The following is a 13,127-nucleotide window of genomic DNA, read 5'->3' as shown; positions in this document are numbered from 1 at the left end:
TAATTAACCAAATCGCCAGTGTCTGACTCGATAAGGAACCGGATACCGAAGTTGGCACGCTCATTGCTTGTCATGGTTAACACGTTTTGGTCTGCCCGGAGTATTTCACCCTATGCCTGTCGTCCTTTCAGACAAGCTGCAGCGGTTGGGGATATGCGTAGCATTCGCTGTCGTCGCCCCGGCCGGCGGCGCACTTGCGCAGTCCATGGCCACAAACGCAGCAAGCTTCAATGCAGGATACGGACGGGTCTCGGGTTCGGAAAACCGCCCGGTTGACGTTTCCACCCGCGACGCCAACGGAAACCGGGTCATCGTCGACGGCCTGATCCTGACCGGCGAAGACCAGTCGTCATTCTCTTCGACCTCTGGGGCTGTAGACGCCTTCGCCGGTGTCGGCGCCGGGTCGGGCGGCGCAAGCGCCATCGGGAACAGCCTCGTTGTGGTGACCCAGGGCAGCTACAACACCGTCATAGTCAATTCAAAACAGACAAATACTGGCGCGGTCTCGGCCGGCGCTACGGTTACCAATGGAGGCGTTGGCAATGACTGATCGCTGGATCGCACCTGCAGGCCGCGTGGTCGCACTCCTTGCTGCGGCTTCCCTGGGGCTCGCGGGCTGTTCAACGCCTAAACTGGGCTCAGGCGGGAATTACGCCAAGCCAATGGGATCAGCCCCGGTGACTGCAAATCCCACTCCCTACTCAGCTGCCCTGGTCTGCATGGCCGGATATGCGCGAAATGCGCGCCTGGTTGCGCCGAGAATCGCGATCGGCCGCATTGCCGACTACACCGGAAAGGCCGAAGCCGATGGTTCCGGACGAAAGATCACCCAGGGCGCATCGCTCATGGCCATGTCGGCCTTCGCGAAGGCGGGCATGCCGCTGGTCGAGCGCTTTGACACTTCGGTGTCCGAACTCGAACTGAAGTACGCCAACAACAAGCTCATCTCCGACGCGCCCAACCCTGCTCCCGACAGGGCTGCGGAGTATCGCCGGATCCTTGCCGGTCAGGTCCCGGGCTCCGACTTTTACGTCGCCGGCGGCATTACTGAGCTGAATTTCAATATCCGGTCGACCGGCATGGACATTTCAGGCGGCGGCGTCGATGCGACTGACGCCAAAGGCGCCATTCGTGGCCGCTCAATGGTCATGAACATCGGGCTGGACATGCGGCTGATCAACACCCGCACCCTCGAAGTCGTCGATATCATTTCCTACCAGAAGCAGGTGGTCGGCCGTGAAGTCGGAGCGGGCCTGTTCGACTTCATGGGCGGCAATGTCTTCGACATCTCCGCCGGCGCCGGGGCCCTAGAACCGATGCAGCTGGCGGTCCGCTCACTGGTCGAGCGCGCCGTGGTTGAAATGACGGCCAACCTCTACGGCATGCCGGGGCCTCAGGCCTGCCTCTCCTCCGACCCGCTTGGCGACGGCTCTGTGGGCGTCACCGGCGGATATGTTCCCGCCTACAACAACCTGGACACCAACAATGCCAAAACGCGGGCTGATCCTTCTCGCTGGAATGATCGTCGGGACCGCTCCGTGCGGGGTCGCTACTAGTCAGACCGCGCCGAGCCCGGTTCTCAACAACCAGGTTCAGCTGGGCGACGTCTTCGCGACACAGGTTCTGGACGTCCAGACTGTGACAGACCAGACCGTGGCTGAAAGCCACGGTTCAGGAACCGCCTATCAGGCAACCGCCGAAGAGCAGGATGTCGATGTGGTCAGCAACCAGACCACGATCGGTAATGTCACAGCTGATACACGCCTCAATGTTGCGGCAAATTCCGGCGCAGTAACCTCACTGACAACGACAGCCGTAGGCAATGCGGGCGAGGCTGGCGTTTCAGGCGCTGTCATGACCGCTGTGCTGACCCAGGAAACCGGGCCGGGAACGATCCTCGGCCGCAGCCAGATCGAGGCGCCCACCGGCCAGACCGGCGATGTCGACAATTACATTCAATCCCAGGGCAACAGCCATGTGGTCACGGTCAGCAACGGCACCGCAGGCGTAAGGGTCAATCAGACCAATGCTGCAGACGTCACATCCGATGGAGGCGGCGTCTACGGTTATGTTTCCGGTCAGGCCCAGTTCCAGGCTGTGACCTCGGCAAATGACATCACCTATGTCGGAACCAATTTTTCCGGCACGCGGATGATTTCCAATCAGCAGAACAACTCTGCCCAGACCCTGGCAGCCCAGTTCACGGCCTATGGTCAGGTCCAGGAAGGCAAGACCATCACCAGCGCCGTCGGAAACTCCGTCGATGCTGTGAATCAGGGCTTCCTGATGGACGCGGCAATCACCCAGGGCAATCACACCTATGTCCGCAGCCAGGCAGAGTCTTCAGCCGCTGCATTCGGATCGGTTTCCGCCGATGCCCGCGGCACAGGAAACAATATTGTTGTCGGCGATCTGGGCGGCGAAGTGATCCTGGATTCGACCCAGATCAATGATGGCGGCGGTGTGGACGTTATCTCCAACGTTACAGGCGGAGATGGCTATGACGCCTATGGCAGCGCGAGCGCCTCTGGAAATGCCGTCCTCGGCTATGCCTGCGCCGAGTGTAATGGTCGAATGACCATCACCAACAATCAGACCAATGCCGCCGATGTAGGGGCGTCAAACACCGCCACCATCACAGGCTCTGCGAGGTCGGTGACCGGCGTATCCAACGCCGTCGGCAACTCGGCCACCTACTACGTACGCAAGCCGGGCGCGAACTAGGCTCCGGTCACGACCCGGACGATTGTGGACACATGATCGCCCGGTTCGCGCCTTGCGTCAGCCCCATGGGGCGCGGCAAGGTGGGATTCCCAGACGAACTGCTCGGAATCCTGAATGCCATCCCCCTCCCCCGCGGCCTCCGCCCTGGTCGCCGCACTCTGGTTCGCGCTGTCTTCGTCTCCAGCAGGCGCACAGCCGGATTCGGTCGTCGCCTCAGGCCTGACGCCCGCCGCTGTTGCTGAAACTGCCTATCGTGCCAAGCCTCCAGCATGGCCACAGCTGAAATCAGGCCTGAATCCCGATCCAGAGGTGCGTTTCGGGTCCCTGCCCAACGGCATGCGATATGTGATCCGGCGCCAGTCGGCCCGGCCGGGTCAGGCGGCGCTCAGGCTCCGAATCGAAGCTGGCTCGCTTATGGAGTCAGACGCACAGCAAGGTCTGGCCCACTTTCTTGAGCATATGGCCTTCAAGGGCTCCAAAGCCTACCCCGACGGGGACATGGTCAGGATCCTCGAACGTCATGGTCTGGCGTTTGGCGCAGATACAAATGCTTCCACAGACTTCGACCAGACGGTTTACAAGCTCGATCTGCCCAGAACTGATGACGATACCGTAGACACAACCCTGGCCCTCCTGAGGGAAGCCGCAGGGGAACTGACCCTTGACCAGGCTGCAATGGACAGCGAGCGCGGGGTGGTCCTTTCTGAAGAACGCACGCGGGACACCCCCTATTTCCGCCTCTTCGGCAGCCGCCTGCGCTTCCAACTGAAGGATCAGAGGCCTGGTGAGCGATTTCCAATCGGCAAAGTCGATGTTCTGAGGACTGCGCCAGTCTCGCAGATCGTTGACTACTACCGGAAATACTACCGGCCTGAGCGAACCGTGCTCATCGCTGTGGGCGATTTCGATCCGGCCGCAATGGAAGCCAAGATCCGGGATCGGTTCAGCAACTGGGCGCCTCCTGGACCTGCCGGGAAGGAACCAGGCCTGGGCAAGGTAAAGTCGCGGAAGCTCGAGGCCAGGCTCATGGTGGATCCAGGCCTGGCGACCTCCATAGGCGTCGCCTGGGTCAGGTCCCCGGATCTTCGTCCTGATACCATCGCAACCCGTCGGGAGGAGCTTCTCAAGCAGCTGGGGTTCACAGTCCTGAACAGACGTCTTCAGGCGATTGCGCGCAGCCCTGGCTCGCCCTTCCTCAGTTCCGGAGCCTTTGCCACGACGGAGTACAAGGCTGCGACCATTACCAATCTCGTCGTGAATGCCGATTTCGGACAGTGGAAGGCGGCTCTGACCCGCGCTGAACTCGAGCGCCGCCGAATTCTCCAGTTTGGTGTCAGGCAGGACGAGCTGGATCGCGAGATTGTTGAACTCCGTACGGCGTTGAAGGCCAATGCAGCGGGGGCTGCGACGATACTGCCTTCTGATCTGGCAGACGCATTCGTAGCCTCCATCGGTGATGACAGCGTGATTACCTCTCCAGCCCAGGACCTTGCCGAGTTTGAGGCGCAGGTTAAGGGCCTGAAGGCCGACACTGTTTCAGATACCCTCCGCGGCCAGTTCAAAGGGGAAGGCCCACTGATCTATGTCGGCTCACCCAAGCCCATAGCAGGAGGTGAATCCGCCATAATCGAGGCCTTCAAGGCGGCGGAAAAGGAAAAGGTCGAGCCACCCAAAGCGATCGCTGAACAGACCTGGCCCTATACATCCTTCGGCAACCCGACAGATGTCGTCGAGACCCGTGACCTGTCAGACCTTGATGTCACGTTCTTGAGGTTTGCGAACGGGGTTCGCCTCACAGTCAAGCCGACCAAATTCCAGGACGACCAGATCCTCGTACGAATCAACATGGGTGAAGGCCGGTCAGGTCTTCCCAGCGACAGGCCTTCCCTCGGCTGGGCGGCTGGGGCGTTCACGGGCGGTGGTCTGGGGAAATTAACGGCCACTGATCTGGAAAAGGTCCTCGCAAGTCGTGTTTTCGGAGCAAGATTCGGCATCTCCGACGACGCCTTCGCCTTGGCGGGCGAAACGACCCCCTCGGACCTGGAAGTTCAACTCCAGCTTCTGGCGGCTTACGTCTCTAATCCGGGCTGGCGGTCGGAAACCTTCGGCCAGCTCAAGACAGCCGCAAGACCTATGACCAACCAGTTCGAGGCGACAGATTCGGGCGTTCTCTCACGCGATCTCGCCGGCCTGTTGCATGGCGGGGACCCTCGCTGGAAGTTTCCCCAGATCGGCGAGATCGAAGGCGCTGACTTTGCGGACTTCAGGGCGATGCTGGCGCCGGTCCTCGCCGAGGAGCCCCTGGAAGTTGTCATCGTTGGCGACATTACGGTCGAGAAAGCCGTCGACCTGGTCTCACGGACATTCGGAAGCCTGCCGAATCGCAAGTCCGGGCCTTCGGCTGGTCCATCTGAAGCGATCCGTTTTCCAGTACCCGTTTCGCCGCCTGTCCAGCTCACTCACAAGGGGCGGGAAGACCAGAGCATCGCCCTCATGGCCTGGCCTGTCCGGACCTACTTCAAGGACTCCAGAGGAAATCGGGCCGCTGATATCCTCTCAGAGATTATGAAACTCAGGCTCCGGGCTGAATTGCGTGAAACCCAGGGTGCAACCTACGCCCCAAATACCTCCCTGCAGACCAGTCTGACCTGGCCAGATTGGGGTTACCTCGCGGCCAGGGTCGAAGTCCCTGTTGCAAAACTGGGGTCAAGTCTCGCCGCCATGAGGAAAATTGCCGCCGATCTGGCGCAGTCTCCACCCTCAGAGGACGAACTTGCCCGGGCCAAGAACCCCCGGCTGGATGACTTTGCAAAGGCGCGGGAAACCAACGGCTACTGGGTTTCCGAGCTCAGCGGGGCTCAGACAGACATTAGGCGGCTGGATATCCTGCGAGGCGTGATCGCTGCGACGGAAAAAGTCTCGGTGGCCGATGTTCAGCAGGCCGCCAGGGATATCCTGAACGAAGGGTCGGCATGGACCCTGACCATTGTTCCGGAGGACGCCAGGCTCCAGCGAAAGTAACCTGAAACGAAAAAGGGCTCGCCATGTGACGAGCCCTTTCTGATCCTCGGATGTTCGATGGATCAGAAGACAATTCCGCCAACACCGCCATCGAGGCTGAGGCCACTGGCGAACGAGGCCGAAGACGAGGACGAAGATTCAGTCCGCGATGAGCTCTCGCGATAGGAGGTGAAGGATTCGGTCGTGACCATGGCCAGGATCTTGATGCCTGCGCCGAACCGGCGAAGCAGGGACCGCTCGTTGCAATCACGCGCCGGACGCTGGGGACGACATTCCACCCGACCGCCCTGAGCGTGATAGAGAGCGTCGCCCTTCTTGCAGGTCAGGGTCTGGCCGCCCGAGAAATCGACCTTGCCTTCATAGCTGGCGACGGTCGCCTGCAGCCAGGTGCCCGCAATGCAGCGGTAGAGCTCGCCTTCATAACGTTCATCAATGGCCCGATCTGGCGAAACCTGGGAGGCCGCATGCGGGATGGTCCGGTCATCCATACAGAATGCCTGGATGGCGACCTTGCGGATTGTCGTGCGTGAAGACTGATAGGCCTGGCGACCACCCGACTGGGCGGCGTCAACGTTCAGGCCCTGGATGATACCAGAGACGACGGGCGGCGAGTAACCGCCGCCGCCGCCGCCACCGCCGCCGCCGCCGCCGTAGAAGACGCCGTCACCGACGCCGGTATTGAGCAGGCTGTTGCCGCCATAAACGGTGCTTGAGCGCGCATTGGCTACGGCAACATTCACATTGGAAACGTTCACATGAACATTCGTCTTGTTGTTCGTGTCGCAGCAGACTGCAGGCGGTGTTGGCGGAGGCGCTGTACAGCAAGGGGGTGTCGGCGGGGTCGGCGCGACACAGTTACAGGGCGGCGGCGGTGGTGCGCAGCAGGCCTGGGCCTTCGCCGAGCCCGGCGCAGCCGTCGTCAGCAACAAGATTCCAAGGCCGAACATCAGCCCCAGCAAGGTTGAACGCGTCTTCATGGCTTCGCCACTCCAGATTCCTGCCGTTAAGCATGCAAGAAGCGCGCCGAAGCGGCGCTATCCTTGAAAAATTCCGTCAGACACGTCCCGAATTGGAACATTGGAGCCTTGGCCCAAATCTTCCTGCAAGCTGCGTGCGGTCGCTTCCGATCGCGCTGCAGCGCTGCCGTTCGATGTCTGTGTTTCATTTAAATACAAAACGATTGATAGATTATTGGCGAAGCCGGGGCGGCGAAGGTCAGATGCCCGACCGTCGAGCCATTGATCCGACGCACTTCCCCAAACTTCTCAGCCAGGTCTTCGTCGCCGGTCGGCAGGAATCCGGGGTCTACCCGCTCCGTCTTGTGGGCGGCTTTGTCGCTGAGCTGCATGCTCAGGATCTGCGAAGCCGGAATGTCCTGGATCTCTTCCGTCACAAGGATCGGCTGGATCTCAAAGGCGCCCTCGAAGCCGGACGGCGCCGACCGGAGCCTGTTCTGGTCAAGGCTGAGGTCAGGACCGCGGGCCCCAGCCTGCCGCTGGAGATTCTGTTCCTGCCCCTGGCGCCGGGTCCGGGCTCACCAGAGCGCTTTCTTGGGCTCTACCAGCCCTTGGGCATGGTGGCGCGCCTCCAGGGCCTCCCGGCCCTGGAAATTGCTGTCGAGAACGTCATCAACATGGGCCCCGCCAATCAGGAGTCCCCGCGCCTTCGCCTGGCCGCCCTGGATGGGCGACGCATAGCCTAGGCCGCTGCGGTCTCGTCATAGACGGGGGCATCATCCGCCGGCAGGGCCGCAAGACCAAGAATCAGGTCTGAGGCCTTTTCCGCAATCATGATGGTCGGCGCATTGGTATTGCCACCGATCAGGCTGGGCATGACCGAGGCATCTATGACCCGCAGCCCCTTGAGGCCCTGGACACGCAGTTCAGGATCCACCACCGCCATGGGATCGCCCACAGGGCCCATGCGGCAAGTACCGACCGGGTGATAGATGGTCTCGGAATTGGCCCGGATCCACGTATCAAGCTCCTCATCGGTCTGCACGTCCTTGCCGGGGAACAGTTCCTCGGTGCGGAATTCGTCCAGAGCGGCCTGGGCAGCCACCTGACGCATCATCTTGGCGCCTTCGCGAAGGGCGCGACGATCTTCCTCAGCCGAAAGGTAGTTGGCGAAGATCGCCGGATCGTCAAAGGGATCAGCAGACTTCAGTCCCACCCGCCCCCGGCTTTCCGGACGAAGCTGGCAGACGTGGAAGGTGAATCCGTCCTTTTCCACCTGGGTCTTGCCGTGGTTCTGCATCACCGCCAGGACGCAATGAACCTGCAGGTCCGGCCGGTCCAGATCGGGGCGTGATTTGAGGAAGGCGCCGCTCTCCAGGGCCTGGGTGGCGCCGACGCCCTTGCGGAACAACAGCCAGTTCAGACCGACCAGCATGGTCTTCACCAGACCCTTGCGCTGGGAATAGATGGTGATCGGCTTTGGGCACTCCCAGGACAAGGTAACGTCCAGATGGTCCTGCAGGTTGGCCCCGACGCCCTTCAGGGGATGGACTACGGCAATGCCGTGCTTGCCCAGTTCCTCCGGATCCCCGATCCCGGAAAGCTGGAGGATCTGCGGTGATTGAACCGCCCCGGCGCAGACCAGGACCTCCCGATCCGCATGTACGACAGTCCGCGCCTTGGTCGTTTCGTCGGCGTACTCGACGCCAACCGCTACGCCGTTTTCGATCAGGATGCGCGTCGTCCGCACCCCCGTCAGGCAGGTCAGGTTCGACCGGGTCAGCACTGGATGCAGATAACCCTTGGCCGCACTCCAGCGTTCACCCTTGTGGATGGTCAGCTGATAGGGGCCCCAACCTTCCTGCTGGAAGCCATTGAAGTCACTCGTGATCTTGTATCCCGCCTGACGCCCCGCCTCGATGGTGGCCTTGTAGATCGGATTGGGTGTCGGCGCCTTGGAGACCTTCAGCGGGCCCTCGCCGCCATGCCAGGCGTCGCCGCCGCCCTCCAGGGATTCCGAGCGTTTGAAATAGGGCAGAACGTCCTTGTAGGCCCAACCCTCCAGACCCATCTGCCGCCACTGATCATAGTCCCGGGCATGGCCACGAATATAGATCATTCCATTGATGGACGACGAACCGCCCCAGCCCTTGCCCCGTGGCCACCACATCTTGCGGTCATTGAGGTGGGGTTCGGCTTCGGTCCAGAAACCCCAGTTATAGGTGCCCTTGTCGCCAATCAGGCCGCCAACGCCCGCCGGCATCTGGACCATGATGGAGTTGTCCTTGACCCCGGCTTCCAGGAGCAGGACGCGGTTCTTGGGGTCTGCGCTCAGGCGGTTGGCCAGCACGCATCCAGCCGAACCGGCGCCGATGATGATGTAGTCGAAACGGTCCAAGGCAATTCCTCAGGAAAGGGTTTGATCCCCCTTCCCTGCCTCGCTGCGTTCGCCCTGACAAGCGTCCAGCCGCCTCGAATCCTATAAACTTGACGACCGCGTCACGAATTGACCGATCAACGGCCCTTCCAGTTCGGCGGGCGCTTCTGGGCGAAGGCCATGGGACCTTCGACGAAGTCCTCAGAGCGGAAAAGAGCGCCGATGGCCGGGTACTTGTTTTGCCCGATGATCGCGTCCTGCAGGGTCACCTCGTCAAGTCCGCGGAAGACTGCCTCCTTGGAGGCGCGGATCGACATGGGGGAGAGTTCCGAAATCTGGGCGGCCCATCGGCGGGCGGCCGCCATGAGTTCAGCCGAACTCGTCACTTCATTGACAAAGCCCAGGCTCTCGCCTTCGGCCGCCGAAACCCGACGCCCGGTCAGGATCATTCCCATGGCGCGCTTAACGCCGATGGCGCGCGGCAGACGATGCAGTCCGCCTGCGAGGGCCGCAAGGCCTACCCGGGGCTCGGGAAGCGCGAATACCGCGCCTTCAGCAGCAACAATGATGTCGCAGGCCAGGGCGATCTCGAACCCACCCCCCATGGCTATGCCATTGACGGCGGCGATCAACGGCTTGTTCAGATCAAAGCGTGAGGTGAGGCCAGCAAACCCACTGGGAGGACTGCGCATTTCGCCACCCGTCGCCTGGTGTTTCAGATCGTTGCCGGCGGAAAAAGCGCGGTCCCCTGCCCCGGTGACGATCCCGACCCATTGCTCTGGATCAGCGGCAAAGGCATCAAAGGCCTCGTGCAGTTCAAAGTGCGCGGGAGAATGCAGGGCGTTCATCACCTCAGGTCGGTTGAGGGTGAAGATGGTGACGTGGTCTTCACGCTCTACTTTGATGAATTGATAGGTCATTGCGCCCGTCTCCCTTTGCGTTTTGCAGAGTTCGCCGGAGCGACGCAGGGTCCGTCAAGGGCGGAGAGTCACTTCAGGCGGAAAGATTTCGCAGCGCGCCGCGCCGGTCCTGCTCTTTCTGCGCCTTCTTCTGGCGATACATATCCTCGTCTGCGCGCCGGATGACCTCAGCGGTAGAGGTGTCATTGGCGGCGCGAATGCTGAATCCAACAGCGACGCCAACCCGCACCTCGCCCTTTTTGAGGCGAATTGGCGAATTGAGGGTCTCCTGTAGCTTTTCGGCCAGGCGGCGCGCCCCGGCCTGGGACATTTCGCCATGCACGCACAGGCCGAACTCGTCTCCGCCTAGGCGCGCCAGCACGTCCCGCTCACGGACAATGGATGAGAAGCGCCGCGCCACGACAGCCAGCAATTCATCCCCGGCATCATGCCCGAGGGTGTCGTTCACCTGCTTGAAGCCGTTCATGTCCATATAGAAGAGAACGAACTGCGCGCCGCTCTCCATGTTGATGCCTGCAAGGGCGGCGTCAAACCCTGACCGGTTTTGCAGACCCGTAAGGGGATCGGTGACGAGCTTTCGCCTCAGGTCTTCCACCTTGGACACCTGATCTGTGACGTCGAAGAATACGGCCAGGGGAACTGAATTGTGTGGCCATTCCACCCGCCACCGCGTCTTGGACCGCTCCCCAGTCGTCAGGATTTCAGCACGCTCACCGATGCCGGGCATGCACAGCCGCGCCAGCTGCAGGGCGCGTTCGGAATGCTTTTCCTCATTCAGGTCAAAAGCGCCAAGGCCAATGGGATTGGAGCGCCTGACCGAACCGTCCGCGCCGAACAACAGGACCGGCCGGTCCTGATCGGCCTGACTGCGCCAGAGCCACGCTTCCTCCGGGCTCAGGTCACCCGCAAACAGTCCCGCAATCAGCTCAGGAATGCCGAGGCGGAAACCGATGGCCACTGTCATGGCCATGGCCCCGATCGAAATGGTCGTTACCGGGTTGGAAGGCGCGCCGAGCCCCAGATTCACGTAAAGGCAACAGGCGATCACCCCGATGCAAAGTACGGGGAAAATGGTCAGACTTGCACGTATTGATCGCGTCCGTGCTCCGATGAACAGGCCCGCACATAGGGTGACAACTGCCAGGACCATCCCGAACAGGCCAGCTATCCTGAGCCTTGCATCTGTCCCACTTTTGTAGGAATCGGCCGCAATCGCCAGAAACCGGCCCCGATCCACCATGCCATATACAGGCAAACTGGCGCGGGATCTGGAAGCTGACCGATCAAGGGAGAAGATGACGACCTTGTCCTTCATCTTCGCAAGGACTTCGGGTCGCTTGGTCTCATCCAGCGAATAGACGGTTACGGAATCGGGATCCAGTCGCAGGTCGACCGGCGAATGGCGTATGTCGACCTGGCCTGAGGCAAGCCAGATAGCCGGATTGCCGGTCAGGCTTGTCGATGGAAGCCGAACGGACCGAAAATGCCCATCGGGATCAGAAAGGATGCCCAGCTCCAGAATGGTGGCTGCCTGATAGAGAGCAGTAGGTGCGGCAAATCCCGGGTCTGTCGTTCGACCAAAGGCTGATCTGTCCTTGCCAAAATCCCTCAGAGCAAGAGAGAGATCCCTATCGCCTGTGGTCATTGTCGTCCCGCTCAGGAACATGTCGAGCAGGATCCGCTTAGCGCCGGCCGCCTTGAGCGCCAGCACCCGTTCAGCGAATGCGTGCCTGAGGGAAGACACATCCCAGAGGGCCACCATGTCCTGAGACCTGATGTTCACGACGACGTATTCAGAAGAAACCGGCAGCTTCTGCGACGCTGTAAGCAGATCGGACCAGATACGGTCCACCACATTACCGCCCCGGAAAGCCCACAGAAGCACAGCGACCATGGCTGCGGCCATGATCGCCCGCCTGGAAAGCCGGGTGCGGGATAGATTCTCCGACTGGCCCGAGGCCCAGATCATGGAGCCGGGCTGGCTGTCGATTTCGGCGCCGACATGCTGGCGGCTGCTGTGGTCGGGCCGGGCATGTCAGGTGAGCCCTCAAGGGCTGCGCCGACCTTGCCATAGGTTGCGGCGACGCTTTGGCCGAGCGTCGACATGGCTGCAATGAGCGCCACACCCATCAGGCTGGCCACCATGGCGTACTCGATAGCCGTCGAGCCCTCAGACCTCTGACCGATCACCCGGACTCTGGCCAGGAAGCGCTTTCCAGTTGTCTGCCGCAATTGAGTCTCGCCCCTCATTCAATCTCTCCACCGCAAAACCTGCGTACAGAGGGATTTCTTCGAGGCTATTTAGGCACAAGGGTGTGAATCTGATTTTAAGCGGTATTGGAAACAAACCTTTACCGTTGAATCGCGGCCGGCAATCTTCAGTCAGCGCAGTTTCAGATCACGCTGATAACGCCGCCAGTTTTCTACATAGTGCAGGGATCCGCCGACAATCATCTGAGCCTGGGCGTCCGATATCTCGCGGACGACCTTGCCTGGGGCGCCCATGACAAGGGAATTGTCGGGAATTTCCTTGCCTTCCGTGATCAGGCAATTGGCGCCAATCAGGCAGTTTCGGCCGATCTTCGCGCCGTTGAGGACGATTGATCCGATTCCAATCAGGGAGTTGTCGCCGATCGTGCATCCATGCAGCATCACCATGTGGCCAACAGTTACGTTGGCGCCGATGGTGAGCGGAAACCCTGTATCAGTGTGAAGTACTGAGCCGTCCTGAACGTTTGAGTTCTCACCGATTTCAATGGGGTCATTGTCGCCTCGCAAGGTAGCGCCCCACCAGACTGATGCGTTTTTCTTCAGAATGACGCGCCCAACTACCGCTGCATTTGACGCTATCCAGTATTCGCCTTCTCCAGGCAACTCCGGAGACACATCGCCCAAGTTATAGACACTCATCCGTACGCCCCGTTTCTTTGGTCTTTGCACTTGCTTAACCGGTCATAAACCACGTTAGCATCATCTTATACGGGCGATTCGAAGGGGTGTTTCCCTTCAAATCCTCTCGGGCGGGTCTTCCGCCCGGTGCAGTCCCGTAGGACGGAGTGGTTCGTGTCGCGTTTGTGGTCCGGGCGGTCCTCGCCCCCAAATCGACGTGAGGAAGGAGAGCCCCCGGGC

General features: G+C 60.9%; 11 protein-coding genes. 5 read left to right on the top strand and 6 right to left on the bottom strand.

Annotated features, from left to right (window positions below):
- The first annotated feature begins 205 nt into the window (after positions 1–205).
- From CFE28_07595 to CFE28_07580, 4 genes are all read left to right on the top strand, one after another.
- Positions 206–550 carry an endonuclease gene (locus CFE28_07595; protein ID OYU71607.1) on the top strand — a complete coding sequence of 115 codons (345 nt, stop codon included), beginning with the start codon at positions 206–208 and terminating at the stop codon, positions 548–550.
- On the top strand, positions 543–1,556 hold the full coding sequence (locus CFE28_07590; protein OYU69878.1) for a transcriptional regulator: 1,014 nt from the start codon (positions 543–545) through the stop codon (positions 1,554–1,556). Before CFE28_07595 ends, CFE28_07590 begins: the two co-directional genes overlap by 8 nt.
- Positions 1,519–2,724 carry a holin gene (locus CFE28_07585; GenBank protein OYU69877.1) on the top strand — a complete coding sequence of 402 codons (1,206 nt, stop codon included), beginning with the start codon at positions 1,519–1,521 and terminating at the stop codon, positions 2,722–2,724. The genes CFE28_07590 and CFE28_07585 overlap by 38 nt, the downstream gene beginning before the upstream one ends.
- A gap of 114 nt (positions 2,725–2,838) precedes the next feature.
- On the top strand, positions 2,839–5,745 hold the full coding sequence (locus tag CFE28_07580) for a peptidase M16 (protein ID OYU69876.1): 2,907 nt from the start codon (positions 2,839–2,841) through the stop codon (positions 5,743–5,745).
- Between the two features lie 62 nt (positions 5,746–5,807).
- Here the strand turns inward: CFE28_07580 and CFE28_07575 are convergent, their stop codons facing one another.
- Positions 5,808–6,722, bottom strand: a complete 915-nt coding sequence (locus CFE28_07575) for a hypothetical protein (protein ID OYU69875.1) — start codon at positions 6,720–6,722, stop codon at positions 5,808–5,810.
- 179 nt (positions 6,723–6,901) lie between these two features.
- Here CFE28_07575 and CFE28_07570 point away from each other — a divergent pair, with 179 nt between their 5' ends.
- A complete protein-coding gene (locus CFE28_07570) occupies positions 6,902–7,447 on the top strand; it encodes a PAS domain-containing protein (protein OYU71606.1) in 546 nt (181 codons plus the stop codon).
- Here the strand turns inward: CFE28_07570 and CFE28_07565 are convergent.
- From CFE28_07565 to CFE28_07545, 5 genes are all read right to left on the bottom strand, one after another.
- Positions 7,444–9,105, bottom strand: coding sequence for a choline dehydrogenase (locus CFE28_07565; protein OYU69874.1), 1,662 nt, complete (start codon positions 9,103–9,105; stop codon positions 7,444–7,446). The two genes, CFE28_07570 and CFE28_07565, sit on opposite strands and share 4 nt — an antisense overlap.
- 110 nt (positions 9,106–9,215) lie before the next feature.
- Entirely contained in the window at positions 9,216–9,998 is a 783-nt protein-coding gene (locus CFE28_07560; GenBank protein OYU69873.1) for an enoyl-CoA hydratase, read from the bottom strand.
- A 73-nt stretch (positions 9,999–10,071) separates the two neighbouring features.
- Positions 10,072–11,967 carry a hypothetical protein gene (locus CFE28_07555; GenBank protein OYU69872.1) on the bottom strand — a complete coding sequence of 632 codons (1,896 nt, stop codon included), beginning with the start codon at positions 11,965–11,967 and terminating at the stop codon, positions 10,072–10,074.
- Positions 11,964–12,248 (bottom strand): hypothetical protein, encoded by a 285-nt coding sequence (locus CFE28_07550; GenBank protein ID OYU69871.1) that lies wholly within the window; start codon positions 12,246–12,248, stop codon positions 11,964–11,966. Before CFE28_07550 ends, CFE28_07555 begins: the two co-directional genes overlap by 4 nt.
- Before the next feature lie 132 nt (positions 12,249–12,380).
- On the bottom strand, positions 12,381–12,908 hold the full coding sequence (locus CFE28_07545; protein OYU69870.1) for a gamma carbonic anhydrase family protein: 528 nt from the start codon (positions 12,906–12,908) through the stop codon (positions 12,381–12,383).
- Positions 12,909–13,127 lie beyond the last annotated feature (219 nt).

Source organism: Alphaproteobacteria bacterium PA2, assembly GCA_002256425.1.
Lineage (GTDB): Bacteria > Pseudomonadota > Alphaproteobacteria > Caulobacterales > Caulobacteraceae > Phenylobacterium.
The sequence above is the reverse complement of the archived record's forward strand: the minus strand, read 5'-3'. Positions and strand labels throughout refer to the sequence as shown.